The following is a 26476-nucleotide window of genomic DNA, read 5'->3' as shown; positions in this document are numbered from 1 at the left end:
GTGTGATGGTTCAATGGCGCGAACGACGCACAAGGCTGCCGACGTCCAGGATCAAGGCCACGCGGCCGTCGCCCATGATGGTGGCGCCGGACACGTCATTGACCTTGCGGTAGTTGGCTTCGAGGTTCTTGACGACGACCTGCTGCTGGCCGAGCAGTTCGTCCACCAGCAGCGCGACGCGGCCGCCTTCGGCCTCGACGACGACCATGATGGAGCTGACGTGCTCGAAGTCGAAGCGCGGCACGTCGAACACCTTCTCAAGCTCGATGACGGGCATGTACTCGTCACGCACCTCGACGACGCGGCCGGAGCCGGCGACGGTCTTGATGGTGTCGGACTGCACCTGGAAGGATTCGACGACGGAGGACAGCGGCAGGATGTAGCACTCGTCGCCAACGCCCACGCTCATGCCGTCCATGATGGCGAGTGTGAGCGGCAGGCGCACGGACACCTTCATGCCGTAGCCTTCCGCCGAGTCGATCTCGACCGTGCCGCCCAGCGACGTGATGTTCTTCTTGACCACGTCCATGCCGACGCCGCGGCCGGACACGTCGGTGACCACATCGGCCGTGGAAAAGCCGGGCGCGAAGATCAGGCTCCAGCACTCGGCGTCGGTCATCGTGTCCGGCGCGTCGATGCCCTTCTCACGCGCCTTCTTGATGAGCTTGTCGCGGTTCAGGCCGCGGCCGTCGTCGCGAACCTCGATGACGATGCTGCCGCCCTGGTGGGAAGCGACCAGCGTGATCGTGCCTTGCTCGGGCTTGCCGCGGGCGGTGCGGTCTTCCGGCATCTCGATGCCGTGGTCGCAGCTGTTGCGCACCAGGTGGGTCAGCGGGTCGGTGATCTTCTCGACCAGGCTCTTGTCCAGTTCGGTGGCTTCACCCTGGGTGACCAGTTCGACCTTCTTGCCCAACTTGGCCGCCAGGTCGCGCAGCATGCGCGGGAAGCGGTTGAAGACCGTCGACATCGGAATCATCCGGATCGACATGACCGATTCCTGCAGATCGCGCGTGTTGCGCTCCAGGTCGGCCAGGCCCGAGGTCAGCTGCTGGTACATCGCCGGGTCGAGTTCGCGGCTGTTCTGGGCCAGCATGGCCTGGGTGATGACGAGTTCGCCGACGAGGTTGATGAGCTGGTCGACCTTCTCGATCGACACGCGCAGCGTCGTCTGGTCCATGGCCGCGGGCTTGGCCTCGGCCTTGGCGACCGGCGTGGCGGGGCGCGTCGGCACGATGGCGGCCGTGGGCGCGGCCTCCGCGGCGGGCGCTGCCGCAGCGACACTTTCGGGCACGCCGGGGGCGTCATCGAAGAAGCCGTAGCCGGGGTCGGCGGACGGTGCTTCGGCCGGTGGTGCGCCGGGCGCACCGTCGTAGAAGCCGAAGCCGGGGCCGAGCGGGATCAGCTTGACCTGCTCGCGGGCGACGTGGAAGGTGAAGAGATCCAGCAGATCGTTGTCGGTCGAGCTGGTCAGTACCTTGAAGCGGCGCATGCCGTCGGAACTCTGGCCGGCGTCCAGCGGCTCGATGTTGCCGAGGTCGGTGATTTCCTTGAACAGCTCGACCAGGTTGTCGGCCAGGCTGAGGTCGGTCAGCGGGCCGACCTGCAGCTCCAGCAGTCGCGCGCCGGACTTGAGCGGTACGGCGGGCGCGGCGGCAGCGGGCGCGGTTGCCGCCTTGGGCGCCGGAGCGGCTGCCGCAGGTGCGGGCGCGCCACCACCTTCGACGAAGCTCTTGATGCTGACCAGCAGGTCGGTCGTGTCGAACACGTCGCCGCCCGAGCCCTGATGGCGGGCGAGCTGGGTGCGCAGCGCGTCGCCGGACTGCAGCAGCACGTCCACCATGGCGGCGTTGGGCTGCAGCTCGTGGCGGCGCAGCTTGTCCAGCAGCGTCTCCATCTGGTGGGTCAGCTCGGCGACGTCGCTGAAGCCGAAGGTTGCCGCGCCACCCTTGATGGAGTGGGCGCAGCGGAAGATGGCGTTCAACTCCTCGTCGTCGGCCGCCTCGACGTTCACATTGAGCAGCAGCCGCTCCATGTTGTCGAGGTTCTCGCCGGCTTCCTCGAAGAAGACCTGGTAGAACTGGCTGAGGTCGATGCCAGCACTGATGCTGGCGCCTTCTGTGGTCATGTCGCCCATGGCTGTTGCTCCGGTGGACCGAACTTCAGCGAATGACCTTGCCGATCACTTCGATCAGCTTGGCCGGGTCAAAGGGCTTGACCAGCCAGCCGGTGGCGCCGGCAGCCCGGCCCGCCTGCTTCATCGCATCGCTGGACTCGGTGGTCAGGATCAGGATGGGCGTGGTCTTGAACTTGGGGTTCTCGCGCAGCTTCTTGGTCAGGCTGATGCCATCCATGCGCGGCATGTTCTGGTCGGTCAGCACCAGGTCGAAATCACGCTGGCCCGATTTCTCCCAGGCGTCCTGCCCATCCACAGCTTCCACCACGTTGAAGCCGGCGTTCTTGAGCGTGAAGGCCACCATCTGGCGCATCGAGGCCGAATCGTCGACAGCGAGGATTGAGTGCATTTGAGTTTTCTCCGAGAGAACGTTGCCTGGGGGCTGAATTTAGCTTGGGGGGATTCAGAAAAGTTCGATGGAGCCGGCGTCCATCTCATCCTGCGTGACCGGGTTGGGCCGCAGCGGTGCGATCTCGACGACGGCCGCGCCGTCCTCATCATCCGCACCGAAGGCGTCGCGGGCCAATTGGTCGGCGCAGTTGCGCAGGCGCTGGCTGGTGTGGGCGATGAGCTGGGTCGCCATGTCCTGGAACTGCAGCGCGGTGATGGCGCCGGCAATGTCCTGCATGATCTGCTTCAGGCCTTCGGAGGCCGGCGTGCCGTCGCTGCTGCTGAGCAGGGACATGACCTCGCCGGACGCGCTGTAGAAATGCGTGGACAGGGCTTCACCGGCATCGTCGAGAAGGCGCTGCAGGCGCTCAAGGTCGTTCGTCACCGTCATCAGGTGATCCTGCAGTTCCGCGGCCGCCAGCAGCGGCATGGCGGCCACGGCTCCATCGAATTCGGCGGCGGTGGAAGGTTCTGTCTGCATCGTGTCTCCGCGAGGGGATGCTGCTTCTTGTCCCAGCCCTGTGGATACCCTCAGGGCGAATGCATCATGGCATGTTCACTCCTTTTTCGGCCCCTGTCGACCTGGAGATGTCACGAGAACGAGCCGTATTACCGCTCTGACCCGCGTCGAGTGTGGCGCCGGGCCACCTGCCGCGAGCGGCGGCATACTGCGCCCCCATGACGATTTCTGCTGTGGAGCAGGCGCCCCGGGTCCTGCGTGTGCTGCATGTCGAGGATTCCGAACTCGACCATCAACTCATCCTTGCCCAGCTCGGCCGTGCGGGGCTCAAGGTCGAGATGCAGAGGCTGGACGCCTTGCCCGCCGTGCTGGCCGCGCTGGAGCGCCCCTGGGACGCCATCATCTCGGACTACAACCTGCCTGGCTACTCGGGCCTGGATGTGCTGGAGGCGGTGAAGGCGCGCCAGCTGCTGACGCCTTTCATCCTCGTTTCCGGCGAGATCGGCGAGGACACCGCCGTGGGCGCGATGCGCAATGGCGCCTCCGACTACCTGCTGAAGAACAACCTGAACCGGCTGGCACCGGCCCTGCTGCATGCCATCGACGCCGCCGAGAACGAAAAGGCCCGTGTGGCCGCCGATCACGAACTGGTCAAGTCCAAGCAGCGCCTGCACCAGCTGGCCGGCCACCTGCAGACCAGCGTCGAACTGGAGCGGGCCGCCATCGCGCGGGAGATCCATGATGACGTCGGCGGGTCGTTGACCGCCGTCAAGTTCGACCTCGCCTGGATCGATCGCCATGCCCAGGAGCCCGAAGTGCGCCAGCGCGTCGCCGCGGCATTGGAGACCGTGAATGCCGCCATCGAGGCCAGCCAGCGCATCATGCACAACCTGCGTCCGGCTATCCTGGAGCAGGGCCTGGTTGCCGCCCTGCAGTGGATGACGGCCCGTTTCGAACGCCGCACCGGCATCGAGGCTGGCCTGCGCATCGGCGAAGAGCGGCTGGCGCTGCCCTCCGGCGTGCCGCTGGTGGCTTACCGCACGGCGCAGGAGGCGCTGACCAATGTATCCAAGCATGCGCTGGCGACCCGGGTCGACATCGAACTCAGCCAGGACTCCGGCGTGCTGACGCTGGAGATCCGCGACAACGGGCGCGGCATGGGGCGGGGCGACCTCGCCAAGGAGCGGTCCTTCGGCATCCGTGGCCTGCACGAGCGCGCCGCGACGGTGGGCGGCTGGGTCGACCTGTCCAGCCCGCCGGGCGGCGGCACCAGCCTGATCCTGACCGTGCCGCTGGCCCAGGACGCCATCGACGCACTGGACGACTCGACCGACTTCGGCAAGGATGACGGCCAATCCATCTGGGGACGCGCGTGATCAAGGTCATCCTCTGCGACGACCACGGCCTGATCCGCCGCGGCATCCGTGACACGTTGGCGGATGCCCAGGACATCGAGGTCATTGGCGAGGCCGGCGACTACACCGAGCTGCGCGGCCTGCTGCACACCCTGGGCAAGGACAACCCCTGCGACGTGCTGGTGCTGGACATCAACATGCCCGGCCGCTCCGGCCTGGACGTGCTGCATGTGCTCAAGGACGAGGGCAACCCGGTACGCACGCTGATCGTGTCCATGTATCCCGAGGACCAGTACGCCATCCGCGCGCTCAAGGCCGGCGCCTATGGCTATGTCAACAAGGGCGGCGACCCCGCCACGCTGGTGCAGGCCGTGCGCACCGTGGCCCAGGGCCGAAAATATGTAACGCCCGAGATCGCGCAGATGCTGGTCGAAAGCCTGACCGCGCCCGTCACCGAGCAGGCCCACCACAAGCTCTCCGACCGCGAGCTGCAAACCCTGGTCATGATCGCCTCGGGCAAGCGGCTGTCCGACATCGCCGAGGAGCTGATGCTCAGCCCCAAGACCGTCAGCGTCTACCGTGCCCGCATGCTGGAGAAACTGGGCCTGAGCAACAACTCCGAGTTGACGGTCTATGCCATCCGCAACGGACTCGTCGCCAGCTGAATGACGCCGGCGCGCCAAGCCTGACCGCCGCCGTTCATCGCCTCTGGCTGTCGATTCGCCACCGCCAGACGCCGTCCATCGATTGATGACATGCTGTGGCAGCAGCCACTGCACAATCCGCCCCGGTTCCAAATGGGTGGTCGAAAGACCGGTGCTGCTGCGGGCCTGAGGGTCCGCCCAAGCCAACTGTTCAGGGGGCATGTCATCGATACCGGATTGCTGAAAGAGTTGCGCATCGACGGTGCGCATCGCGAGGACCATGGCGACGGCGGGCCGCCCAAGTGGGTCTGGTCCCTGGTGGTGGCCGTCGTGCTGCTGGCCGCGGGCGGCGCCTGGGCCTGGTGGTGGCTGTCGGGGAACAAGCCGATCCCGGTGCAGACGGTCACGGTCCGCGCCAACGGTCAGGGCGCCGGCGCCGATGCAGTCCTGCAGGCGACGGGTTATGTGACGGCGCGCCGCATGGCGACCGTCTCGGCCCAGATGACCGGCACGCTGACTGAGGTGCTCATCGACGAGGGCTTCAAGGTCAAGAAGGGGCAGGTCCTGGCCCGGCTCGATGACACCGGCTTGAAGGCGGGCCTCGCCGCGGCCCAGGCGCAGATCCGCACGGCCGAAGCCAATCTCGGCCAGGTGCGCGCCCAGCTCGCCCAGGCCCAGGCCGACGAGCGCCGCCAGGCCGAGCTGAACGCCAGCGGCATGACGACGCGCCAGTCGCGCGAGCAGGCGGCCACGGCGGTGAAGACCGTGTCCGCGCAGATGGAAGCGTCTCAGCGCCAGATCGAGGCCGCCCAGGCCCAGGCGCGGCAGGCTCGCGTCAACTTCGACTACGCCACCGTGCGGGCGCCGTTTGATGGCGTCGTCACGGCCCGCGCGGCGCAGGTGGGCGAAATCATCTCGCCGTTGTCCGCCGGCGGGGGGTTCACCCGTACCGGCGTGGGCACCATCGTCGACATGGACTCGCTGGAGGTGAACGTCGACGTCAACGAGGCCTACATCGCCCAGGTCAAGCCCGACATGCCGTGCGAGGCCGTTCTCGACGCCTACCCGGACTGGAAGATCCCGGCCCATGTCGTTGCCGTCATCCCGAGCGCCGATCGTGGCAAGGCCACGGTCAAGGTGCGTGTGGCACTGGAAAAGAAGGACGAACGCCTGGTGCCCGACATGGGCGTGCGCGTGAGCTTCCTGGCGGCCAAGCCCAAGACCGAAGCCAAACCGGTACCCGGCGTGCTGCTGCCGCCGGAGGCCCTGGTGCAGCGCGACGGCGGCGACGCCGTGTTCGTCGCCCATGACGATCGCGCGGAGCAGCGCGCCGTGAAGCTCGGCGCCGACGCGGGCAAGTTCAAGCTGGTCACCAGCGGATTGAAGGCGGGCGAGACGGTCGTGCTGGCGCCGCCCACCGAGCTGAAGCAGGGTTCCAACATCGTGAAGAAGGACTGAAGAGATGAGCGCACTGATCGAGATCCGTGACCTGTCCAAGGTCTACACCCGTGGCAAGCAGAAGGTGGAAGTGCTCCACCACATCGAGCTGGATGTGCAGCAGGGCGACTTCCTTGCTTTGATGGGCCCCTCGGGCTCCGGCAAGACCACGCTGCTCAACCTCATTGGCGGCCTGGACGCTCCCAGCGGCGGCGCCATCAGCGTTGGCGGTGAACGTATCGACAAGCTGTCCGGCGCGGCGCTGGCCAAGTGGCGCGCCTCGCGCGTCGGCTTCGTGTTCCAGTTCTACAACCTGATGCCCACGCTGTCGGCGCAGAAGAACGTCGAGCTGCCACTGCTGCTGACCAAGCTGTCAGCGGGCGAGCGCAAGAAGCGCGCGGCGATTGCGCTGCAGCTCGTCGGCCTGGCCGACCGCGCCTCGCACAAGCCGACCGAACTGTCGGGCGGCCAGCAGCAGCGCGTGTCCATCGCGCGGGCCATCGTGTCGGACCCGACGCTGCTGGTCTGCGACGAACCCACCGGCGACCTGGACCGGCAATCCGCCGAGGATGTGCTGACGCTGCTGCAGGCCCTCAACCGCGATCATGGCAAGACCATCGTCATGGTCACCCACGACCCGCGCGCCGCGGCCCGAGCGAGCCACACGCTGCATCTGGACAAGGGCACGCTGGTAACCGAAGCCACCGCTTGAAGGAGCAGATGATGCCCCCACGCTCACTTTGTTCGCTGCCCCCCGAGGGGGCGTCCAGCCTCTTTGAGACGGCTCTGCGGAGGCTGGCATGAAATACCTTCATCTCATCTGGGCGGCGCTGTTCCGGCGCAAGGGTCGGACCTTCCTGACCCTGGTGTCCATCATCACGGCCTTCTTGCTGTTCGGCCTGCTGGACGCGGTGCGCGTCGGCTTCGACCAGGCCGGCAAGAGTGCCAACGGCGCCCAACGGTTGCAGACGGGCTCCAAGCTCAGCTTCATCCAGTTGCTGCCGATGTCGCTGGGCGCACGCATCTCGCAGATCGACGGCGTCAAGGATGTGGCCTTCGCCAACTGGTTCGGCGGCGCCTACCAAAAGCCCGAGAACGCGGTCTTCAGCTTCGCCGTCGCACCCAACTACCTCGACATCTACCCCGAGATGGAAGTCTCGGCCGAGCACCGCAAGGCGTTTGCCGAGACCAAGAATGGCGCCCTGGTTGGCGAAGGCCTGGCGCGCAAATTTGGCTGGAAGGTCGGCGACCAGGTGCCCATGCAGTCCACCATCTTCCCGGACCGCAACGGCAGCCAGAACTGGCCCTTCCAGATCGTCGGCATCATCCACGTGGCGGACAGGAAGGCGGCCGGCTGGTGGGACCAGATGTTCCTGCTGAACTGGAAATACTTCGACGACACCACGCCCTGGAACCAGGGCCAGGTGGGCTGGTACGTGACGCGAGTCAAGGATGTGAACCAGGCCGACCGCGTGCTCAAGGCCATCGACGAGATCTCGGCCAACTCCGACCACGAGACGCGCACCCAGACCGAGGCAGCCGCCATGTCCAGCTGGATGAAGCAGGTGGCCGACATCAACCTCATCGTCACCTCCATCATGGGTGCGGTGTTCTTCACGCTGCTGCTGCTGGCCGGCAACACCATGATGCAGGCCGTGCGTGAACGCACCGGCGAGATCGCGGTGCTGAAGACCCTGGGCTTCTCGGGTGAGAGCGTGCTTTCGATGGTGCTGGCTGAGTCGGTGCTGCTGCTGCTGATCGGCGGCACGGCCGGCCTGGGGCTGGCCAGCGTCATCGGCCCCATCGTCAGTCAGGGTAGCGGCGGCGCACTCAACCTGCCGGCGGCAGGGGTGGACAGCTGGATGATCGGCGTGGGCCTGGCCCTGCTGTTCGGCTTGGCCGTCGGCGCGTTGCCGGCGTTGCGCGCCATGCGTATCAACATCACCGATGCACTGGCCGGGAGGGCATGAGCATGAAATTCCTGAAGAACTTCGGCCTCATCCTCCTCACCGTCCTGATGCTGGCCGCGTGGATCCTCATGCCTTGGTATGGCGCCCTCGCGCTGGCCGCGCTGCTGGCGCTGTGGATGCTGCTCTTTCGCAGCGGCGCGCAGGCGCTCTCGGTCACTTCGGTGGGCATCAGCACACTGACGCAGCGGCTGGGCTCCTCGGCCGTCATCGTCGTCGGCATTGCCGGCGTGGTGGGTGTGCTCGTGTCGCTGCTGGCCATGGCCGAGGGCTATGCGCAGACCTTGCGCAACTCGGGCAGCCTGGACACCGCCATCGTCATGCGCGGCGCATCCGCCAACGAGGTGTCGTCGTCGCTGACGCGGGAGGACGTCGTGCAGATCGGGCAGGCGCCTGGGGTGTCCCGCAACGCCAAGGGCGAGCCCATCCTCTCGGCCGAAACCGTGGTGGCGGCCAACCTGCCGGTCAAGGGCGGCAAGGCCGGCGACCAGGGCAGCGCCCAGGTGCGCGGCATCAGCGAAGCCGCCTTCACCGTGCGGCCCAATGTCAAGATCGTCGAGGGCAAGGTTTTCCAGCCGGGCCTGCGGGAACTGGTCGTCGGTAAGGGCGCGGTGCGGCAGTTCGACGGGCTCACGGTGGGCGCCACGTTGAAGCTCGGCAACCAGCCCTGGACCGTCGTCGGCATCTTCGCCTCAGGCGACGCGATGGAGTCCGAACTGTGGGGCGACGCCACGATGGTCAACGACGCCTACCGGCGTGGCAACGGTGCCAACTCGGCCACGGTGAAACTGGACAGCCCGGCAGCGATCAAGGCCTTCAGCGAATCGCTGGAGAACAACCCGCAGCTCAAGGTCAAGGCGACCACGACGGTGGAGTTCTTCGCCAAGCAGAGCGAGCAGATGACCAAGATCCTGCGCATCATCGGCATCGTGGTCGGCTCCATCATGGCCGTGGGGGCGGTGTTCGGCGCGCTGAACACCATGTTCGCCGCCGTGGCCGCCCGGGCCCGCGAGATCGCCACGCTGCGGGCCATCGGCTTTCGCGGCTTGCCGGTCGTTGTCGCCGTGATGCTGGAGACAACGTTGCTGGCCTTGATCGGCGGCCTCATCGGCGGCGGCATCGCCTGGCTGATCTTCAACGGCTACGAGGCCTCCACGATGGCGGCCGGCTCGGTCGGCAAACTCAGCTTCAACCTGGCCGTGTCGCCGGGACTGCTGTGGGAGGGCATCAAGTGGGCCTTGGCCATCGGCTTCGTGGGTGGCCTGTTCCCTGCGGTGCGGGCGGCTTCGCTGCCTGTGACGACGGCGTTGCGCGAGGCCTAACTGAATGCTGACAGCAGACGCTCCAGCGCCACCATGAACGGCGTCTGCATCAGCGGCAGGGTGGCCACCATGCCGATCAGGCCGATGCTGACGGTCAGCGGGAAGCCGACCGAGAAGACACCGATCTGAGGCGCGACGCGCGAGATGACGCCGAGCACGAGGTTGACGAACATCAGCATCGTGATCAGCGGCAGCGCGATCCACAGCCCGATGCTGAAGATCTCCGCGCCCCATTGCTGGGGCGTGGCCACGCGCAGGAAGGCGAAGGGCTCGCCCCCCACCGGGAAGGCGTGGAAGCTCTGGATCAGTGCGTTGATCAGCAGCAGATGGCCGTTGATGGCGATGAACAGGAAGGCCACCATGCTGCCGAAGAAGCGTGCGCTGGCGGTGCCCTGAGCGCCGGTGCTGGGGTCGAAGAAGCCGGCGAAGTTCAGCCCCATCTGCAGGCCGATGATTTCGCCGGCGAACTCCAGCGCCGCGAAGACGATGCGCACCGCGAAGCCCATGGACAGGCCGATCAGCAGCTGCTGGGCGACCAGCAGCGTCAGCGCGGGCAGCGAGTCCAGCGGCGTGACCGGCATCGCCGGCAGTGAGGGCTGGGAGGCGACCGAGATGAAGAGGGCCAGGCCCACGCGCAGGCGCAGCGGCACATTGCGCTGGCTGAAGGTGGGCATGCCGGCGAACAGGGCCAGCGTGCGGATGAAGGGCCACAAAAGTGGATTCAACCAGGCGAGGAGTTGGGCTTCGGTGACGGAGAACATTTGGTGTTTGTTGCTCCGGTTATTGCCTGTCGCCTGAGGACGTGCTGCGTTCGGTGCTTTGGGTTGGCGCCACGTTGCCGGGAGTCCGTCCCGGCGGCCGGGTAACTTTCTTCTGCGGCGCCAGAAGAAAGTCACCAAAGAAGAGGCGCTGAACCGCACACGATCGCGACGACGCCATGAGCGTCGCGCGAAAACACTCACCTGCATTACGGGCAGACGCGACCCGCTGCGCTCTCGCTGCTGTCCTTGTGGAGAGCGCCATCCATTGCCCCTTCACGCCGCTTAACGCCGGCTGCACGCCGGGCTTATCAGGGAATACCGCGTCGCTGGGGCGACGCCGCCGAGCGCAACTAGCCGTCGCGTCGCCCGAGCGACGTTGTATTTGGTTTTCTGGTGAGCCCGGCGTGCAGCCGCGCGTTAAGCGGGCAGGCGGGGCGATGGATGGTGCTGGTGACAGGGACAGCAGCGAGAGCGCAGCGGTTCGCGTCTGACCACTCACATGTGGTGCTGGTGTGCGGTTCAGGGCCTCTTCTTTGGTGACTTTCTTCTGGCCCCGCAGAAGAAAGTTACCCGGCCGCCGGGACGGACTCCCGGCAACGTGGCGCCAACCCGAAGCATTGACCAGCCGCCCACTCACGGCGCCAACCTACCCAACCACGTTCGGGATCGTCATCAACGTCCGCTGGATGTACTCCACCAGCGTCGTCATCATCCACGGCCCCGCAACGGCCAGCGTCAGCACCGTGGCGATGACCTTGGGTACGAAGGACAGCGTCGCTTCGTTGATCTGCGTGGCCGCCTGGATCACGCTGACGACGACGCCGACGAGCAGCACGACGATGAGCACTGGTGCGGCGACCAGCATCATCATGTAGAGGCCTTGCTGGCCGAAGGTGAAGACTTGTTGTGCGTCCATCTGTTTCCTTTGCGGGACTGACCTGGAGGCGTACTCGCCGACAGCTCTGTCCCCAACTGACTAAGTCACAAAGCTCGCTGCAAGAGAACCAAGAAGCAAATTCCAGCCGTCCGCCAAGACGAACAGCATCAGCTTGAAGGGCAGGGCGACGAGCACGGGCGACAGCATCATCATGCCCAGGCTCATCAGTACGCTCGCCACGATCATGTCGATGACGAGGAAGGGGATGAAGATCAGGAAGGCGATCTGGAAGGCGCTCTTCAGCTCGCTGGTCACGAAGGCCGGCACCAGCACCTTGAAGGGCACGTCCTCGGCCTTGACGCTGGCATCCAGCTTGGCCAGGCGCGAGAACAGGGCCACGTCGGCCTGGCGCGTCTGCTTGAGCATGAAGCCGCGCATCGGCACCTCGGCGCGCTTCAAGGCCTCGTCGAACTGGATGGTGCCGGCGCTGTAGGGCTGCCAGGCCTCGGCGTAGACCTTGTCCAGCGTCGGGCTCATGACGAAGAAAGTCAGGAAGAGCGACAGGCCGACGATGACCTGGTTGGGCGGCGCGGCCTGCGTGCCCAGCGCCTGGCGCATCAGGCTCAGCACGATGGCGATGCGCGTGAAGGCCGTCATCATCAGGATGACTGCGGGCAGGAAGCCCAGGGCGGTGAAGAACAGCAGCGTCTGGATCGGCACCGAGTAGCTGCCGCCCGCACCCTGCCCAATCAGCAGCGGCACGGTGGCCGGCGGCGTCTGGGCTTGGGCAAAGGCGGCACCGGCTGCGAGCAGCAACGTGGCGCCAAGCAGGGGCTTAAGACGCATCTTGGCGCTCCTTGCTCAGCAGCTTGGCAAAGCTGGCTAGCGGGACGGGCTCGGCCTGCGGCGGCATCACATGCAGCGTCGTGATGTTCTGGGCCGTGGCCCCAAGCACCAGCCAGCGGCGGTCATCGCCCTGGCCGACCTCGACGACGAGGATGCGCTGGTTCGGCGCCGTGGGCAGTTGCGCCACGACACGCAGCACGCCGGTGGCCGCTGAGCCACCCAGCGGCGTGCGCTTGAGCAGCCACAGCGCGACCGGGATCAGCGCGACGATGCCGAGGAACCAGAGAAAGGGGAGCAGGCCGGAAGCATTCATGCCTCGGCATTCTGCGGACGGACTTGAGCCGGCGAACCCCCTAAATGGCAGCGCAAACCCTTGGTTGTCCAAAGACCGCCGCTGCCGTAGGCGCGGCGACGTCGAGGGCAGCCGCTGATCCGGCTTTGCCGGGCAGACGGCGTTGCCCCCTTGAGGGGGCCGGCGAAGCCGGTACGGGGTGGGCCGTTTATGCCGCCTTGGACAGGCGGCGCATGCGCTCGGAAGGCGTGACGATGTCTGTCAGCCGGATGCCGAACTTGTCGTTCACGACCACCACCTCGCCCTGGGCGATCAGGTAGCCGTTGACCAGCACATCCATCGGCTCGCCGGCCAGCGCGTCCAGCTCCACGACCGAGCCCTGAGCCAGTTGCAGGATGTTCTTGATCGGGATGCGGGTGCGGCCCAGTTCAACGGTCAGCTGGACGGGGATGTCCAGGATCATGTTGATGTCGTTGCCCGGACCCGCGCCGCTGGTCGGCGTGAAGTTGGCGAAGCTGGGCGTGGAAACCTGCTCCGGCACCTCGGTAACGACCTCGGTCGCGGTGGAGGGTGCGGGCGCGGCCTCGGCCAACGCCGCGGCCCACTCGGCCGCCATCGCGTCTTGTTCTTCTTGGCTGGGTGAATCAGGACTCATGTTTGGCTCCCAACCAGCTCTCTTGAGGGCCGGTCAGCATCTTGTCGATCTTGAGGGCATAGCGCCCGTTGGACGTGCCGTAGTGGCAGTCGAAGACGGGCACGCCGTCCACCTTGGTCTGGATCATGGGGTCCAGGTCCAGTTCGATGAAATCGCCCGGCTTGAAGGCCAGCAATTGCTCGACGGTGGCCGGCGCCGTGCCCAGCTCCGCCACCAGTTCAACTTCGGCCGATTGGATCTGGGTCTTGAGCAGATTGATCCAGCGCCGGTCCGGCTCGGAGGAGTCGCCGACCGTCGTCGAATACAGCACGTCGCGGATGGGTTCCAGCGTCGAGTAGGGGATGCAGAAATAAATGGTGCCGCTGGTCTCGCCGATTTCCAGCGTGAACGAGGTCGACACGACGATCTCGCTAGGCGTGGCGATGGTGGCGAACTGGGGCTGCATCTCCGAGCGCTGGTATTCCAGCTCGAGCGGATAGATGCCCTTCCAGGCCTTGTGGTACTCGGCGAGGATGACCTCGACGATGCGGGTGATGACGCGCTGCTCGGTGGGCGAGAAGTCGCGGCCCTCGATGCGGGCGTGGAACTTGCCGATGCCGCCGAACAGGGAATCGATGACGGCGAACACCAGCGTCGGGTCGCAGACGATCAGCCCGCTGCCGCGCAGCGGCTTCACCGACACGATGTTGAAGTTGGTCGGGACGACGATCTCGCGCAGGAAGGCGCTGTACTTCTGCACCTTGATGCCGCCGATGGCGACTTCCGGGCTCTTGCGGATGAAGTTGAACAGGCCGACACGGATGTTGCGCGCGAACCGTTCGTTGATGATTTCCATCGTGGGCATGCGCCCACGAACGATGCGTTCCTGGCTGGCGAGGTTGTACTCGCGTATGCCGCCGACCTGCTCCTCTTCCTGCTCGAGCTTTTGGCTCTCGCCGGTGATGCCCTGGAGCAGTGCATCGACTTCGTCTTGGGAAAGGATCTGCTGATTCATTGCTGACCCAGGCTTACTGGACGATGAAGTTGGAGAACAGGACTTGCGTCACCGGGCTTTCGACGTGGGCCTTTTTCTTCTTTTTCTTCTTGGGCGCGTCGGCGGCTTCGTGCTCGTCGTCCTCGTCGAGCTCGATCCCCATGGGGCGCACCGACTCGCGCATGATGTCCTTGGCGAGCTTGTCCTTGCCCTCGCGGGTCAAGAGCTCGGCGGCGGTCTTGTGCGCCAGCACCATCAGCACATTGCTGCGGATGGCGGGCATGTAGGCCTTGATCTGGTCGGCGAACTTCGGGTCTTCGACCTGCAGCGTGATGCCGATCTGGGCGAAGCGGTCCACGTCCTTGTCCGCCAGGTTGACCGTGAAGGGGTCCAGCGGCACGAAGGTGGGCGGGTGGTCGCTCTTGGCGTGGGCCTTGGGCTTGGCCGGGCTCTCGGTGGTGGCTTCGGCGCCGTCTTCACCGTCCTCGGCCACGGGCTTCTTCTTGAGCAGCATGACGGCCGCGCCGCCGCCCACCAGCACCAGCACCAGCACGGCGGCGAGGATGATGATGAGCTTCTTGCTGCCGCCCCCCTTGGGCGCGGCAGTTTCCGCAGCAGCCGGCGCAGTCGCCATGAGCACTCCTTGAGACGTCCATCGCCCAGGCCAGCCACTGCAGGCCGTGGGCACATGCGCTGGATTATTGACCCCGGGCCCGCCGGGCAAGCGCCGATTAGCTGGAGCGAGGTGTGCCTATTTCCGCTTCAGCTTCAGGCAAATGTGTCGAGCAGGCCGACGGCGCGCCGGGCGGGTGCTGCCGCGGTGCCGGCGGCGATGCGCCCGCCGCCGGTCGTCGTGCGCGAACTGCGGTCGTCACCGCTGTTGCCGGCGTCGGCATCGCTGCCCCTGGGATCCTTCTGATCCTGCTGGGTTTGCTGGAAGACGCCCCCTCCCGACAAGGTCAGTCCCTGGCTCTGCAGCGCGGCCGCCAGGTCGGGCAGGCTCTGCTCCAGCGCCTGGCGGGTTTCGGCCTGGGCGGCATGGAAGGAGACCTGCGCCTGGGAGCCGTCGATGACGATCTGCACCGCCACCGGGCCCATGTCGGCCGGGTTGAGCTGCAACTCGGCCTGCTGCACACCGTCCACTGCCAGCAGGCTGACGCGCGCGCCAAGCTCGGGCGCGAAGGCATTGCTGTGAACGGCGGCCTGAACCTGGCCACTGGCGCTGACCGGTGCGGTGTCGGCCGCGGCCGCCAGGGCCGGCATGGCCTGGGCGAGCACCGCGGCGAAGCTGGTGGGGAGGGCATCAGGCGAGGTGGCCGCGTGAGCCGTGCTGGCATCGCCGGAGGAGGCGGCTTGCAGGGCGTCACTGTGGATGGCCGCGCGTGCCGCCACCTTGTCGGCGGCAATGGCTTGTTCCACGCTCTTGGCGCGAGGCGCGACGTCCTGTGAGGTGGCGTCCGCCGGGCGGCGCTCGAAAGCTCCAGCCGAAGCGGCATCAGCGCCGGTACCGGCGCGGGCGGTTGATGTGCTGTCGTCGTCGGCCAGCCGGTTGATGCGCCCGCGGGCGACATGCTTGCCGCCAGGCGTGTCGTCTGCCGTGGCCTCGGCGCCCGGCAGCGCGGCCTGGGCGGCTGACGAAGCGGCCTGGGCGGGCAAGGCCGGCGGCGTCAGGCCGATGAGCTGGGTGAACTCGGCCAGGCCGGAGGTTTCAAGGTCTTGCGCGCCGTCGCCGTCGGTCGTGGCGACGGTGCTGTCATCGCCTGCCTCGCCGCTGACGGCTCCCTGCTCGGGTTTGGCCGAAGCTGCAGCGTCGGGCGTGCGGCCCTGCGCCGGCTTGGCGGGTGCAGGCGCGGCAGGGCGGCGGGTTGTGGCTGTGGCTGTGGCGGCAGCTGGCGCGGGCTCGTGGGTCGGGGACTCAGGCTCGCGCGGCACCGGATCGGCGTGGGCCGGCGGCGTCGGCAACCCAGGCTGGTCGTTCAGGAATTGCGCAAAGCTCGGCCCGCCGGCCGAACCGCTGCCGGGCAGGGCGGGGTGGGCGGGCTGAGAAGCTTGAACGGAGGGCAGGGCGGCCGGCTTGGGAGCGATGGTCTGCGAGGAGGCGAGCATGGTGGCGGCCTCCTCAGGCGTGCGCCATGCGGCGCAGGTGGGCGCGGGCGGCAAATTCGTCGGTGGCGCGCTGTTCGCTGCGCTGCACCGCTTTGGCGGCTTCGGCCTGGCGGCGGGCGATCAGCTGGCGCAGGGCGGCGACGCGCATCTCGGCCTGGCCGAGGGCCTCGCGGGCGCGCACCTGGCGCTGGTCGGCGTGGCTGGCGACGTGGCCCTGCGTGTCCACGGCCTGGTCGATGCGGCGGCCAAAGCTCTGGTAGCAGCCGACGATGTCCATGGTCGTGGCCTGGGCGAAGGATTGCGTCCAACGCTGCTGGTAGTCCTGACGGTAGCCGGACAGCTCGCCATGCTGGGCACGGGCGGCCTGGGCCTGGGTGCTGGCGGCATGCAAGGCCTGAGCGGCGGCGTCGCGCTCGTTCTCGGCGCGTTCCAACAGCAGGCTCAGTGTGTCTTTGGCGGGTGCACTCATCTCAAACTCCAGCACAGCGCCCGGCGACCCCGACAGGGGGCCCGGCGCTCAGTCGATATCGGCGGCCCGACCCGAAAGGTTAGGCGCCTTGGACCACGGCCTGCAATTGGCTGACGCTGGCGTGAAGAAGTGCCGGGCTGTGCATGTCCTGCTGCAGCAGCCGCGTCATGTCGGCATGCAGGCGTACGGCCAGGTCCAGCTCGGGGTCGCTGCCCGGGGCATAGGCGCCAAGCTGGATCAGGTCGCGGGCCTTGTTGTATTTCGCCAGAAGCTGGCGGAATCGACGCGCGGAATCGACCTGGTTTTGGGGTGCAACACTGGTCATCACCCGGGAAATGGAGCGCTCGATGTCGATGGCCGGGTAGTGGCCGGCCTCGGCCAGGTCGCGCGACAGCACGATGTGGCCGTCCAGGATGCCCCGCGCCGCGTCGGCGATGGGGTCCTGCGGGTCGTCGCCCTCGGTCAGCACCGTGTAGAAGGCGGTGATGGAACCCTCGCCCGGCAGGCCGTTGCCGCTGCGCTCCACCAGCTGCGGCAGCTTGGCGAAGCAGCTCGGCGGGTAGCCCTTGGTGGCCGGCGGCTCGCCGATGGCCAGGGCAATCTCGCGCTGGGCCATCGCATAGCGGGTCAGCGAATCCATCAGCAGCAGCACATGGCGGCCCTGATCGCGGAAATGTTCCGCAATCGCCGTGGCGTAGTGCGCGCCCTGCATGCGCATCAGCGGCGGCGAATCGGCGGGTGCGGCGACGACGACGCTGCGCTGGCGGCCTTCAATGCCGAGGATGTCCTCGATGAATTCCTTGACTTCGCGGCCGCGCTCGCCGATCAGGCCGACGACGATGACATCGGCCTGGGTGTAGCGGGCCATCATGCCCAGCAGCACCGACTTGCCGACGCCAGTGCCGGCGAACAGCCCGAGGCGCTGGCCCCGGCCGACGGTCAGCAGTGCGTTGATGGCGCGAACGCCGGTGTCCAGCGGGATGCGCACCGGGTCGCGGTCCATCGCGTTGATGGGGCGCCGCACCATGGGTTCGTTGTGGATGTCGGCCAGCTCGCCGCCGCGGTCCAGCGGGTGGCCATGCGGGTCGACGACGCGGCCGAGCAGGCCGTCGCCCATCGGCAGGTGCAGGCCGCGATCCTCGCCACGGCGCCAGGGGTGCAAGGGCTGGCCGAGTTGGGGAGCGAGCGGCGGCAGGTGGCGCGGCACGACGGTGGCGCCGCTGGACAGGCCCTGGACCTCGTCGGTGGGCATCAGATAGGCGCGGTCCCCCGAGAAGCCGACGACCTCGGCATTCACTGGCGCCGAGCCGCGGCGCGGGCTGTTGCCGCTGCTGGGCATCTGGATGCGGCAGACCGAGCCCATCGGCACCTTGATGCCGGTGGCTTCCAGCACCAGGCCGGCCACGCGAACCAGCTTGCCGTGGGATTCCAGCGGCGCGGTGTTGGCCGCCAGCGTCTCAAGGTCGGCGAGATAGCGCTGCCAGCGATCGGTGCGCGCCGAAGTCATTCGTCCTCCGTGCGCCGGTCTTCCCAGATCGATTGCTGGCCGATGGCCGAGACGGCCTGTTGCCAGCGCGTGGCAATCGTCGCGTCGACGCTGGCAATGTCGGCATCCACCTTGACGCCGCCGCGCGGCACCTCGGGATCGGGGATGAGCTGCGCCTCGCGGGCCTGCAACTCGTTGCCGGCGCCTTCCTGCACCAGGGGGTGGTCATCGGGGTGGACACGCACGCGCACGTGGCGCGCCGACAACTGCAGGGCCTCGACGGCGTCGTGGGCCACACGGGCGATCAGCTCGGGGCGTTGCTCAAGCTCGCTGCGCACGACCTGGCGGGCCAGCTCGACGGCGATACGGGCGATGGACTGGGCCATCTCGTCTTCCAGCGAGCGCATCTCGGTATCAAAGCCCGTCACCAGCGTGCCGAGCTGCTTGCTCATCTGCTGGGCAAAGCTCTGCTTGAAGGCGTCCAGCGCGGCCATGCCATCGCGGTAGCCGTCCTGATAGCCGCTCTGGCGCGCGGCGTGTAGCAGTTCCTGCGCGCTGGGTTCGGGCGGGGGCGGCGGCTCTACCGGTGCGGCGGCGGTGGGTGTGGCCGGCGGGTTGCCGGGGCGCATCGGCGCGAAGGGCGAGGGTGCGGCGTTGCCCAGGTTGTCGAGGTTCCAGGCCTTGGCGCCCTGGAGTTCCTCGCCAGGAATGAAGCGGGCATAGCTGCCACGCCGATCAGTCTCACGGCGATCGGGCGGCGGGACTTGCCGCGGGGGTTGGCGACCGGTGGCCATGTCAGTTGCTCCAATGTGCGTCGTTGCGCACCAGGGATTCTGCGGGCCGAGCGCAGGGCCGCTCCCAAGCCGGCCCGCCATGGCGATGTGCTTGCCGGTCAATCCGGCAAGCATCGCCGTCCCCTCGGGGGCTGAGGCCGGACACATTGCGCCCAGTGGGCGCGATGTGCCTGCCGAAGAGCTGCGGCACATGCCGCAGCGCGGTCTGCAAGACCGGCCAAGGTACTCCTTGGACGAGGGGCTTCATGATTAAACGAATTGGTCGTCGCCGCCGCCGACCAGGACGATTTGGCCCTCGTCGACGAGGCGGCGCACGATCTTGAGCATTTCCTTCTGCTCGGCCTCGACCTCGGACAGCCGCACCGGCCCGCGGGTCTCGAGGTCCTCGCGCAGCGTCTCGGCGGCGCGGGTGGACATGTTGCGGAAGATCTTTTCTCGCAGCTCAGCGCCGGCGCCCTTGAGTGCGACGATGAGTGCCTCGCTCTGCACTTCCTTGAGCACGGCCTGGATGCCCTTGTCCTCGATCTTGTTCAGATCGTCGAAGGTGAACATGTTGTCCATGATCTTCTGCGCCAGGTCGGAGTCGGCCTCGCGGATGTAGTCCAGCACCGAGGCCTCGACGCTGGAGCCCATCATGTTGATGATCTCAGCGGCCGTCTTGGCGCCGCCCAGTGAGCTCTTCTTCATGCGCTCGCCGCCGGCCAGGATTTGGCTCATCACTTCGTTGAGGTCCTTCAGCGCCGTTGGCTGGATGCCGTCCAGCGTGGCGATGCGGATCAGCACCTCATTGCGGCCGCGTTCGGTGAACATCTTCAGCACCGAGCTGGTCTGGTCGAAATCCAGGTGGGCCAGGATGGCCGCGATGATCTGCGGGTGTTCGTTGCGCAGCAGCTCGGCGACGCTGGCGGCGTCCATCCACTTCAGGCTCTCGATGGAGGAGACGTCGCTGCCCTGCAGGATGCGGTCCAGCAGCAGGTTGGCCTTGTCCTCGCCGAGGGCCTTGCGCAGCACGGCGCGCACGTATTCGTCGGTGTCGGTGACCAGAGTGCTCTGGGTCTCGGCGACGGCGTCGAACTTGTCGAGCACGGTCTCGACCTGGGCCCGCTTGATGACCTTGAGCTTGGCGATCTGCTCCCCCAGCGCCTGCACCTCTTTGGGCGACAGATGCTTGAAGACCTCGCTGGCTTCTTCTTCGCCCAGCGACATCAACAGGATTGCAGCGTTCTCTATGCCCTTGTCATCCATGGTTCAGCTCTGAATCATGCAGCCGTCTCGCCGGCCATCCAGTCGCGCATGATGTTGGCGACCGCTACCGGATTGTCGCGGGCCAGGGCGCGGGCACGCTCGAGTTTTTCGTTATGAATCGGCGCTTCAAGGCGCGGCATGCCGGCGCCCCCAGGCAGCAGCTCTTCGTCATCGACGACTTCATCCACCGTCTCGGCCTTGTCCTCGGGCGGCTGCGGCGCCGCGGCCTTGATGGCGGGGCGGATCATGCCGAAGACGGCGATCAGCGCGATGGCGACGAAGGCCAGCGGCACGATGGCGCTGCGGGCAACGTCCAGCAGCCAGGGTTGCTTCCAGATCGGCACATCGGCCGGTTCGGTCTTGTCGACGACGAAGGGCGCGCTGATGACCTTGACCGAGTCGCCGCGCTCGGTGTTGAAGCCCATGGCTTCCTTGACGAGGTCGGTCAGGCGCGTGATCTCTTCGGTCGGCACGGGCTGCTGCGTCGTCTTGCCCTTGGCGTCGGTCACCGAGCGGTGATTGACGACGATGGCTGCGTTCAGGCGCTTGACGTTGCCGACCGCGCCGCGCGTGACGCGCACGGTCTTGTCGACCTCGTAGTTGGTGACCTGCTCGCGGCGGCTGTTGCCGCCAGCCCCCGCTCCTTGTGCGGCCTGCAGCGGGGCGCTGGCGCCATTGACCGGGGCGGTGGCCGGCACAGGCGGTTGGTTGGTGGCAGCACCGGGTACGCCGGTGGGCGTGGCATTGCTGGCGTTGTTGCTCTCGTTGCTCTGGCTGGAGCGCACCGCAGCCTGGGCGTTCGGGCCCTGGTTGGGGCGGTACTCCTCGGCGGTGGCCTCGGTCTGGGAGAAGTCCACGTCGGCGGTGACGGAGGAGCGCAGGTTGTCGCGCCCGACAACGGGCTCCAGCAATTCGAAGATGCGCTTGTTGAAGCCGGCTTCGACCTGCTGCTTGTAAAGGAGCTGCTGGCTGTCGAGTCCGGTGGCGGTGTCCGCGCCGGTCTGGGAGATCAGGGCGCCGGTCTGGTCCAGTACGCTGACGGCCTTGGGATTGAGCTCGGGCACGGCACTGGAGACGAGGTGCACGATGCCGGCGATCTGGTTGCGATCCAGCGTGCGGCCGCCGCGCAGGGTCAGCACGACGGAGGCGCTGGGCTTTTGCTGCTCGCGGAAGAAGCCGTTCTGCTGCGGGATGGCCAGGTGCACGCGGGCATCGGCCACGTCCGACATGGCGGTGATGGTGCGTGTCAGCTCGCCTTCCAGACCGCGTTGGAAGTTCAGGCGTTCGTTGAACTGGGTCTGACCGATGCTGGACTTGTCCATCAGCTCGAAGCCGACGGCGTTGCCGGTGCCGCCCTTGGGCAGGCCCATCGCCGCCAGCTTCATGCGCAGCTCGTAAACCTGGCCGGCGGGCACGAGGATGGTGCCGCCTGCCTCATGCTTGTAGGGCACCTGCAGGGCAGCCAGTTGGCCGATGACGGCACCACCGTCCTTGTCGGCCAGGCCGCTGAACAGCGGGCGGTAGTCGCCCTGGCTGGACCAGAGCGTGATGGCCAGCACGGCGCCGGCCAGGGCGGCCAGGCCGGCGCCCATGGTCAGCTTGCTGCGCAGCGGCAGGCCGTTCAAGCGCTGCACGAAGTTGGGCTGGGCGTTGATCGGGGTGATCATCACCGGGGCGGCAGCAGCAGAGGCGCTCAGGGCGTTGTCCATCGGATGGGCGAGTACAGCGGGGGCCGGGGAATCCGGCGATGGCGCAAATTATTCGTGCCAGGCCCCTAAAGAAAGCGCCGAAGTGGCCGACTGAGCCCGCGCATCTCCGCCCTTAGTGCGCGTGACTTGCTGCCAAAGTCCTGCCCCATGGACATGAAGTTGCGCCCCTTCGACTTTGCACAGGCCGCCGCCCGAGCGGGCCTGGCGGTCAATGGCACGCCGCTTGCGCCCAAGCCGGCCGCCACGTCAGGCGCCAGCTTCGGCGACGCGATGACGCAGGCGCTGAAGAATGTCAGCGCCTCGCAGAACGAGGCCGCCCGCCTGCAGCGCGAGGTGCAACTGGACAACCCGACCGTCAGCCTTGAAGAGACCATGGTCTCGATGCAGAAGGCGCAGATCGGCTTCCAGGCCACGCTGCAGGTCAGGAACCGCCTGGTCTCGGCCTACTCCGAGATCATGAACATGCAGATCTAGCGGCTTTCGGGCCGAGCGCTGGGCCGCTCCCGAGCCGGCCCGGCTTGGCGATGTGCTTGTGGCTCAATGCCGCAAGCATCGCCGTCCCTTCGGGGCTGAGGCCGGACACATGGCGCCCAGTGGGCGGCATGTGCCTGCCGAAGCGTTGCGGCCTTAGCCGCAGCGCGGTCCCGACCAGACTTGCCCGCGTCCAGCGCGGCAAGGCTGGGCGAGGGGCACCACTCAGCAAGCGCCTTTTCGTGCGTCTGCTCCGCAGATCGCTGGCCGGCCCAACGGGTTCAAGTCCAGATACAGCTGCTGGTTGCGGTCGTTGGAGATGCCGATGCGCGTCCATTCCAGCGCCCGGCCCATGCCGGCCTGGAAGGTGACGCTCTGGCCAGACTGCAGCAGCGTGCCTTTGTGCTCGCGGGAGTTGATGGCGCCGAGCTCGCAGCGCGGCACGCCTGTGGCGCAGTCGCAGGGCGCGGTGCGGCTGGTGCCCCAGCACCATTGCGCGCCACTGCTGAAGCTGACATAGATGTTGCGGCCCTCGTCCACGCTCAGGCCGCGGGCGCGGCGCAGGTCCTGCTCCAGCATCTCGGCCACGTGGCGCAGGCGCTGGCGGGCCAGATAACTCGCGTAGCTGGGCACGGCCGCCGACAGGATGATGCCCAGCACGGCCAGCACGAAAACCACCTCGAGAAGCGTGAAACCTTGCCCCTCGGCGCGCGAGTACGCGCACCGGTCCCCCGAGGGAACGCGGGCTGGCTTGGGAGCGGCCCTGCGCTCAGCCCGTCCGCCGGCCGCGTTCATGGATCCAGCTTCAGCAGGCGACGGCGCTTTTGCGTCTGGTCCACATAGACCTGCAGCGAGCGGCCGGCGTTGGCATCGAGGTCGACGAAGGAGCATCCCAGCTGCTGCATGCCGCTCGTATCGCCGGCGATGGGGCTGACATGGTGGGGCAGCAGGGTGACGCGCAGGGCGCTGATGCGATCCAGCTCGAGCACCAGGCCGTCGCTGACCTCGCCCACGGGCAGGGGGCTGAAATCGGGCGGCAGGGCCAGCGCGAGGCCGCCGATGCTGAGGTCCAGCACGCGCAGTGCGCGGCCGGGTTGCTCGGCGCCAGGCAGCACGATGCGCGGATAGGCACTGCCGGCCGGTTGCACGCGGAAGGACTGACGGCGCTGGAAGCGGTACAGGCGGGCGGGCAGCGCGCTGCGCAGCACCGTGCCCTGTTCGCCGCTGACGAGGACGGGGCCCTCGAGTTCGAATTGCAGCTTGATGGCGCCGAGGTAGGCGACGGCGGTGATCTCGCCCTCGGCCACCAGGGCCTGGCTGATGCCGTCGGGATCGGTGCCGATCTCCAGGCCGATGAGGTCGGCGTCGGCGTCCAGCGCGACGATGCGGCTGGACAGGCTCTGGCCCTGGGGGCCGCTCAGCAGCACGCCGGAATTCTCGCGCTGCAGTTGCTGCAGATACGCCGCGATCTCGGCAGTGGAGGCGACGCGCAGTTCCTCGGAGGTGGGTTCAAGAGCGCTCATGCCAGGATGGTAGCTGCGCGGGTTGGTTTTGCGGGCCGAGCGCCGGGCCGCCCCTAGCCGGCCCGCCTTGGGCGATGTGCTTGCGGCTCGACGCCGCAAGCATCGCCGTCCCCTCGGGGGACCGGCTGGACTCGCCCGCGTTCAGCAGGGCGAGACCGGACGAGGGGCTCAATGCACCATCCTGCTCTTGCCCTTCATCACATGATCCAGGTCTTCCAGCCAGGGTTCGGCCAGATGGCGGATCTCGGCGTCATTGAGCAGGATGCGCTGCATGATGCGGGTCTTCAGCGCCGATTCACTCGGGGCCAGCTGGGATTGGTTGGCGGCGGACTTGAGCTGGGAGATCAGCAGCACGCAGGCACCTTCGAGCTTGACGACTTCATCCCAGTTGCCGGTGCGGGCAGCTGACAGCATGTCGGCGCTGGCTTGTTCGATGGCCTCGTAATAGTTGAGCAGTTCGGAATTCATGGGGGCGTACCGGAAAGCGTGAGCAGGGCGGGGCGGAATGGGCGGATCAGGCGGCCCTGGGCGGGCGCACTGCGGGGTTGTCGGCGATGGCTTGCCAGGCGTCACGTACTGGCGCCAGCAGACGCTTGCACTCCTCGATGGCAGCGACGTCGCTGTGCAGGTTGGCTTGGGTCAGCCGCATGCACAGATACGCGTAAAGGTCGCGCAGGTCGTGGGCCAGCGGGGTGGATTCGAGGTTGAGGGCAGCCTTGAGACCTTCGTCCAGGATGCGCACACAGCGGCACAGTGAGTTGTTCTTGACCGGCGTATTGCCTGCCTGGATCGCGGCCAGGGCCATGTTCATGCCTTCCATGACGCCGTCGAACAGCAGGGCGACGAGGCGGTGCGGGCTGGCGCTGAGGACATCGGTCTCGACGCCGACCTTGCCGTAGGCGGAGCCGGCGCGGTGAGCTCGGGAAGCAAACGGGGAGGAGGATCCGTACATGGGGGCTCTCTGGGCTGGATACCTTCAAATTTCGGCGCCCGGCCGGGGAACTTGAGGCGACCAACCCCCGCTGGCGGCATGAAAAAGGCGCCCTAAGGCGCCTTGTTTGCAATTCTTCACGGGCTCAGCTCGACGAGGTGCTGCCGAACTGCTTGTTGACATAGGACGACAGCGCGCTGAGCTGGCTCATCTTGGTGTCCAGCGCGCTGTACTGCGCGCGCAGGCGCTTTTCGGTCAATGTCAGCGAGTCCTGCATGTGGTCGATCGTGGCGTCGTTGCTGGCGATGCGCTTTTGCAGGCTGCTCTGGCCGTTGGTGATGGCGCCGTCCGTGCCCAGGATCTGGGTGGCAAAGGTGTTCCATTGCAGAGCGAAGCCCCGGTTGCGCGGCGTGGCGGCGTCCGGCGCGGCGAACAGCTTCTTCAAGTCCGTGAGATTGGTCAGCGCCTTGTCGAGCTTCGTCGAGTTGACCGTCAGCGTGCCGTTCTGGCCGGGCTCCAGGCCGATGTCGGCCAGGCGGCCGAAGGCGCCGGCGAGTGTCGTGCTGCCGCCGGTGATGCCGCGCAGCATCTGTTGCACGGAAACTGCCTTGCTGTCGCCCTGAAGCACACCGGCGGTCTTGGTGCCGGCGTCGTACTTGGTCTGGTCGCGCATCAGGTTGAGCAGCTTGTTGTAGGAGTCTGCGAAATCCGTGATCGCCTTCTTGATGCTGGTCGTGTCGTTGCTGGTGCCGATGCTGATGGCGCTGGCCGTCGTCTTGAGCAGGGTCACGCTCATGCCGTCGGTGATGCCGGTCAGCGTGTTGCTTTCGGAGGTCAGGTCCAGCCCGTCCCAGTTGAACTGGGCATTGCTGGCGGCCTGGGTCTGGGCCATGCCTGCGCCGCTGCCGGGATCGTAGGTCAGGTCGGCCAGGGCGGCATCGGGGCTCGTGATCTGGAAGGCCTGGTTCTCGCCGGTGCTCAGCGACCGGATGACCAGGCGCGTGCCGGCCGCGTCGTTCACCAGGCTGGCGTTGACACCGACATTGGCGGCGTTGATCTTGTCGCGGATGCTGGACAGCGTGTCGGTCGCACTGACGGTGATGGCGGCGGGCGTGCCGCTGCCGGCGGTGAAGACCGGCGGGTCACCGGCCCAACGGCCAAGGGCAATGGTCAGGGTGCCGTCACCCAGGGTTTCGCTGCCACCAGTGAAGATGCGGCTGGCCACAGACTGGGCCGAGGCCAGCTGGCTGACCTTGAGCAGATGGTTCTGGCTGCCCGCGCTGCTGGCGCTGACGGTGGCGACCGAGGTGTCCGACACGCTGACCGTGGAAGCGTTCCACAGGCTGGCGTCGGACAGCTTCTGAGCGGCCGTCTGCATGCTGGATACGGCCGACTGCAGCTGGCCGTAAGCGGAGATCTTGGTCTGAAGCCTGGCAGAAGCCTGCTTGATGTTGTTGATCGGCTGCTGCTCGATCGACATCAGCTTGCTGACCAGGCTCTCGACATCAAGACCACTGCCGATACCGAGCGATGAGATGGTGGCCATAGCCCTTTCCTGTTAAGACCCGTTCCGTAACGCCTTCGGCATGC

28 protein-coding genes are annotated in these 26476 nt (G+C 67.1%); 7 read left to right on the top strand and 21 right to left on the bottom strand.

Going from position 1 to position 26476, the window contains the following annotated elements:
- Nucleotides 1-10 precede the first annotated feature (10 nt).
- Genes ASC91_RS17625 through ASC91_RS17615 form a run of 3 tightly spaced genes read right to left on the bottom strand, consistent with a single transcriptional unit; the run spans nt 11 to nt 3044 of the window.
- Nucleotides 11-2134, bottom strand: coding sequence for a chemotaxis protein CheA (locus ASC91_RS17625; protein WP_056199340.1), 2124 nt, complete (start codon nt 2132-2134; stop codon nt 11-13).
- Nucleotides 2135-2159: 25 nt separating this feature from the next.
- The gene (locus ASC91_RS17620; protein WP_056199337.1) at nt 2160-2522 is read right to left on the bottom strand and encodes a response regulator; all 363 of its coding nucleotides are present in this window, start codon (nt 2520-2522) and stop codon (nt 2160-2162) included.
- Nucleotides 2523-2576: 54 nt separating this feature from the next.
- Entirely contained in the window at nt 2577-3044 is a 468-nt protein-coding gene (locus ASC91_RS17615) for a hypothetical protein (RefSeq protein ID WP_056199334.1), read from the bottom strand.
- 197 nt (nt 3045-3241) lie between these two features.
- Between ASC91_RS17615 and ASC91_RS17610 the strand changes: the two genes are divergently transcribed.
- The 6 genes from ASC91_RS17610 (at nt 3242) to ASC91_RS17585 (ending at nt 9748) form a co-directional block, all read left to right on the top strand.
- Nucleotides 3242-4399, top strand: a complete 1158-nt coding sequence (locus ASC91_RS17610; RefSeq protein WP_056199331.1) for a response regulator — start codon at nt 3242-3244, stop codon at nt 4397-4399.
- The gene (locus ASC91_RS17605) at nt 4396-5043 is read left to right on the top strand and encodes a response regulator transcription factor (protein ID WP_056199324.1); all 648 of its coding nucleotides are present in this window, start codon (nt 4396-4398) and stop codon (nt 5041-5043) included. Before ASC91_RS17610 ends, ASC91_RS17605 begins: the two co-directional genes overlap by 4 nt.
- Nucleotides 5044-5259: 216 nt before the next feature.
- Nucleotides 5260-6480 carry an efflux RND transporter periplasmic adaptor subunit gene (locus tag ASC91_RS17600; RefSeq protein ID WP_200955298.1) on the top strand — a complete coding sequence of 407 codons (1221 nt, stop codon included), beginning with the start codon at nt 5260-5262 and terminating at the stop codon, nt 6478-6480.
- Nucleotides 6481-6484: 4 nt separating this feature from the next.
- Nucleotides 6485-7171, top strand: a complete 687-nt coding sequence (locus ASC91_RS17595) for an ABC transporter ATP-binding protein (RefSeq protein ID WP_056199321.1) — start codon at nt 6485-6487, stop codon at nt 7169-7171.
- An 88-nt stretch (nt 7172-7259) separates the two neighbouring features.
- Complete coding sequence (locus tag ASC91_RS17590) at nt 7260-8429, top strand: ABC transporter permease (protein WP_056199318.1); 1170 nt, start codon at nt 7260-7262, stop codon at nt 8427-8429.
- 2 nt (nt 8430-8431) lie between these two features.
- Nucleotides 8432-9748: an ABC transporter permease gene (locus ASC91_RS17585; RefSeq protein WP_056199315.1), complete on the top strand. Its 1317-nt coding sequence runs from the start codon at nt 8432-8434 to the stop codon at nt 9746-9748.
- On the opposite strand, the gene fliR is transcribed toward ASC91_RS17585, so the two are convergent.
- From fliR to fliF, 13 genes are all read right to left on the bottom strand, one after another.
- Nucleotides 9745-10509, bottom strand: coding sequence for a flagellar biosynthetic protein FliR (fliR, locus tag ASC91_RS17580; RefSeq protein ID WP_056199310.1), 765 nt, complete (start codon nt 10507-10509; stop codon nt 9745-9747). The two genes, ASC91_RS17585 and fliR, sit on opposite strands and share 4 nt — an antisense overlap.
- Nucleotides 10510-11155: 646 nt before the next feature.
- Complete coding sequence (gene fliQ, locus ASC91_RS17575) at nt 11156-11425, bottom strand: flagellar biosynthesis protein FliQ (RefSeq protein ID WP_056199307.1); 270 nt, start codon at nt 11423-11425, stop codon at nt 11156-11158.
- Between the two features lie 60 nt (nt 11426-11485).
- On the bottom strand, nt 11486-12232 hold the full coding sequence (fliP, locus tag ASC91_RS17570; protein WP_056199304.1) for a flagellar type III secretion system pore protein FliP: 747 nt from the start codon (nt 12230-12232) through the stop codon (nt 11486-11488).
- Nucleotides 12222-12545 carry a flagellar biosynthetic protein FliO gene (locus ASC91_RS17565; RefSeq protein ID WP_056199301.1) on the bottom strand — a complete coding sequence of 108 codons (324 nt, stop codon included), beginning with the start codon at nt 12543-12545 and terminating at the stop codon, nt 12222-12224. Before ASC91_RS17565 ends, fliP begins: the two co-directional genes overlap by 11 nt.
- 187 nt (nt 12546-12732) lie before the next feature.
- The gene (gene fliN, locus ASC91_RS17560) at nt 12733-13179 is read right to left on the bottom strand and encodes a flagellar motor switch protein FliN (protein ID WP_056199299.1); all 447 of its coding nucleotides are present in this window, start codon (nt 13177-13179) and stop codon (nt 12733-12735) included.
- Nucleotides 13169-14173 carry a flagellar motor switch protein FliM gene (gene fliM / locus ASC91_RS17555; RefSeq protein WP_056199294.1) on the bottom strand — a complete coding sequence of 335 codons (1005 nt, stop codon included), beginning with the start codon at nt 14171-14173 and terminating at the stop codon, nt 13169-13171. The genes fliN and fliM overlap by 11 nt, the downstream gene beginning before the upstream one ends.
- Nucleotides 14174-14186: 13 nt before the next feature.
- Nucleotides 14187-14786, bottom strand: coding sequence for a flagellar basal body-associated FliL family protein (locus ASC91_RS17550; protein WP_056199292.1), 600 nt, complete (start codon nt 14784-14786; stop codon nt 14187-14189).
- Nucleotides 14787-14920: 134 nt separating this feature from the next.
- Nucleotides 14921-16258: a flagellar hook-length control protein FliK gene (locus ASC91_RS17545; protein ID WP_157281730.1), complete on the bottom strand. Its 1338-nt coding sequence runs from the start codon at nt 16256-16258 to the stop codon at nt 14921-14923.
- A gap of 13 nt (nt 16259-16271) precedes the next feature.
- Nucleotides 16272-16727, bottom strand: a complete 456-nt coding sequence (gene fliJ / locus ASC91_RS17540; RefSeq protein WP_056199287.1) for a flagellar export protein FliJ — start codon at nt 16725-16727, stop codon at nt 16272-16274.
- 79 nt (nt 16728-16806) lie between these two features.
- Nucleotides 16807-18234: a flagellar protein export ATPase FliI gene (gene fliI / locus ASC91_RS17535; RefSeq protein ID WP_056199284.1), complete on the bottom strand. Its 1428-nt coding sequence runs from the start codon at nt 18232-18234 to the stop codon at nt 16807-16809.
- Nucleotides 18231-19007 (bottom strand): FliH/SctL family protein, encoded by a 777-nt coding sequence (locus ASC91_RS17530; RefSeq protein WP_056199282.1) that lies wholly within the window; start codon nt 19005-19007, stop codon nt 18231-18233. Before ASC91_RS17530 ends, fliI begins: the two co-directional genes overlap by 4 nt.
- A 249-nt stretch (nt 19008-19256) precedes the next feature.
- Nucleotides 19257-20252, bottom strand: a complete 996-nt coding sequence (gene fliG / locus ASC91_RS17525; protein WP_056199280.1) for a flagellar motor switch protein FliG — start codon at nt 20250-20252, stop codon at nt 19257-19259.
- A gap of 14 nt (nt 20253-20266) precedes the next feature.
- Nucleotides 20267-21961 (bottom strand): flagellar basal-body MS-ring/collar protein FliF, encoded by a 1695-nt coding sequence (fliF, locus tag ASC91_RS17520; RefSeq protein ID WP_056199276.1) that lies wholly within the window; start codon nt 21959-21961, stop codon nt 20267-20269.
- A 147-nt stretch (nt 21962-22108) separates the two neighbouring features.
- Here fliF and fliE point away from each other — a divergent pair, with 147 nt between their 5' ends.
- Nucleotides 22109-22435, top strand: coding sequence for a flagellar hook-basal body complex protein FliE (fliE, locus tag ASC91_RS17515; protein ID WP_056199272.1), 327 nt, complete (start codon nt 22109-22111; stop codon nt 22433-22435).
- A gap of 222 nt (nt 22436-22657) precedes the next feature.
- On the opposite strand, the gene ASC91_RS17510 is transcribed toward fliE, so the two are convergent.
- From ASC91_RS17510 to fliD, 5 genes are all read right to left on the bottom strand, one after another.
- The gene (locus ASC91_RS17510) at nt 22658-23227 is read right to left on the bottom strand and encodes a Tfp pilus assembly protein FimT/FimU (protein ID WP_268795266.1); all 570 of its coding nucleotides are present in this window, start codon (nt 23225-23227) and stop codon (nt 22658-22660) included.
- Complete coding sequence (locus ASC91_RS17505; protein WP_056199265.1) at nt 23224-23955, bottom strand: flagellar brake protein; 732 nt, start codon at nt 23953-23955, stop codon at nt 23224-23226. Before ASC91_RS17505 ends, ASC91_RS17510 begins: the two co-directional genes overlap by 4 nt.
- A gap of 168 nt (nt 23956-24123) precedes the next feature.
- Complete coding sequence (locus ASC91_RS17500; protein ID WP_056199261.1) at nt 24124-24423, bottom strand: flagellar protein FliT; 300 nt, start codon at nt 24421-24423, stop codon at nt 24124-24126.
- Between the two features lie 46 nt (nt 24424-24469).
- Entirely contained in the window at nt 24470-24907 is a 438-nt protein-coding gene (fliS, locus tag ASC91_RS17495; RefSeq protein WP_056199259.1) for a flagellar export chaperone FliS, read from the bottom strand.
- A 124-nt stretch (nt 24908-25031) separates the two neighbouring features.
- Nucleotides 25032-26432 carry a flagellar filament capping protein FliD gene (gene fliD / locus ASC91_RS17490; protein ID WP_056199256.1) on the bottom strand — a complete coding sequence of 467 codons (1401 nt, stop codon included), beginning with the start codon at nt 26430-26432 and terminating at the stop codon, nt 25032-25034.
- Nucleotides 26433-26476 lie beyond the last annotated feature (44 nt).

Origin of the sequence: Pelomonas sp. Root1237 (assembly GCF_001425055.1) — a bacterium.
GTDB lineage: Bacteria > Pseudomonadota > Gammaproteobacteria > Burkholderiales > Burkholderiaceae_C > Pelomonas.
Note: the sequence above shows the minus strand (reverse complement) of the source record. Positions and strands in the feature narration are given on the sequence as shown.

Coding starts and splice junctions, on each gene's coding strand:
- fliM (WP_056199294.1), bottom strand. CDS start 14,173: ATGAATCAGCAGATCCTTTCCCAAGACGAAGTCGATGCACTGCTCCAG.
- ASC91_RS17550 (WP_056199292.1), bottom strand. CDS start 14,786: ATGGCGACTGCGCCGGCTGCTGCGGAAACTGCCGCGCCCAAGGGGGGC.
- ASC91_RS17510 (WP_268795266.1), bottom strand. CDS start 23,227: ATGAACGCGGCCGGCGGACGGGCTGAGCGCAGGGCCGCTCCCAAGCCA.
- ASC91_RS17505 (WP_056199265.1), bottom strand. CDS start 23,955: ATGAGCGCTCTTGAACCCACCTCCGAGGAACTGCGCGTCGCCTCCACT.
- ASC91_RS17585 (WP_056199315.1), top strand. CDS start 8,432: ATGAAATTCCTGAAGAACTTCGGCCTCATCCTCCTCACCGTCCTGATG.
- fliJ (WP_056199287.1), bottom strand. CDS start 16,727: ATGAGTGCACCCGCCAAAGACACACTGAGCCTGCTGTTGGAACGCGCC.
- fliD (WP_056199256.1), bottom strand. CDS start 26,432: ATGGCCACCATCTCATCGCTCGGTATCGGCAGTGGTCTTGATGTCGAG.
- fliE (WP_056199272.1), top strand. CDS start 22,109: ATGGACATGAAGTTGCGCCCCTTCGACTTTGCACAGGCCGCCGCCCGA.
- fliI (WP_056199284.1), bottom strand. CDS start 18,234: ATGACTTCGGCGCGCACCGATCGCTGGCAGCGCTATCTCGCCGACCTT.
- fliQ (WP_056199307.1), bottom strand. CDS start 11,425: ATGGACGCACAACAAGTCTTCACCTTCGGCCAGCAAGGCCTCTACATG.
- ASC91_RS17530 (WP_056199282.1), bottom strand. CDS start 19,007: ATGGCCACCGGTCGCCAACCCCCGCGGCAAGTCCCGCCGCCCGATCGC.
- ASC91_RS17610 (WP_056199331.1), top strand. CDS start 3,242: ATGACGATTTCTGCTGTGGAGCAGGCGCCCCGGGTCCTGCGTGTGCTG.
- fliS (WP_056199259.1), bottom strand. CDS start 24,907: ATGTACGGATCCTCCTCCCCGTTTGCTTCCCGAGCTCACCGCGCCGGC.
- ASC91_RS17615 (WP_056199334.1), bottom strand. CDS start 3,044: ATGCAGACAGAACCTTCCACCGCCGCCGAATTCGATGGAGCCGTGGCC.
- fliN (WP_056199299.1), bottom strand. CDS start 13,179: ATGAGTCCTGATTCACCCAGCCAAGAAGAACAAGACGCGATGGCGGCC.
- ASC91_RS17595 (WP_056199321.1), top strand. CDS start 6,485: ATGAGCGCACTGATCGAGATCCGTGACCTGTCCAAGGTCTACACCCGT.
- fliP (WP_056199304.1), bottom strand. CDS start 12,232: ATGCGTCTTAAGCCCCTGCTTGGCGCCACGTTGCTGCTCGCAGCCGGT.
- ASC91_RS17565 (WP_056199301.1), bottom strand. CDS start 12,545: ATGAATGCTTCCGGCCTGCTCCCCTTTCTCTGGTTCCTCGGCATCGTC.
- fliG (WP_056199280.1), bottom strand. CDS start 20,252: ATGGATGACAAGGGCATAGAGAACGCTGCAATCCTGTTGATGTCGCTG.
- ASC91_RS17545 (WP_157281730.1), bottom strand. CDS start 16,258: ATGCTCGCCTCCTCGCAGACCATCGCTCCCAAGCCGGCCGCCCTGCCC.
- ASC91_RS17625 (WP_056199340.1), bottom strand. CDS start 2,134: ATGGGCGACATGACCACAGAAGGCGCCAGCATCAGTGCTGGCATCGAC.
- ASC91_RS17620 (WP_056199337.1), bottom strand. CDS start 2,522: ATGCACTCAATCCTCGCTGTCGACGATTCGGCCTCGATGCGCCAGATG.
- fliF (WP_056199276.1), bottom strand. CDS start 21,961: ATGGACAACGCCCTGAGCGCCTCTGCTGCTGCCGCCCCGGTGATGATC.
- ASC91_RS17500 (WP_056199261.1), bottom strand. CDS start 24,423: ATGAATTCCGAACTGCTCAACTATTACGAGGCCATCGAACAAGCCAGC.
- fliR (WP_056199310.1), bottom strand. CDS start 10,509: ATGTTCTCCGTCACCGAAGCCCAACTCCTCGCCTGGTTGAATCCACTT.
- ASC91_RS17590 (WP_056199318.1), top strand. CDS start 7,260: ATGAAATACCTTCATCTCATCTGGGCGGCGCTGTTCCGGCGCAAGGGT.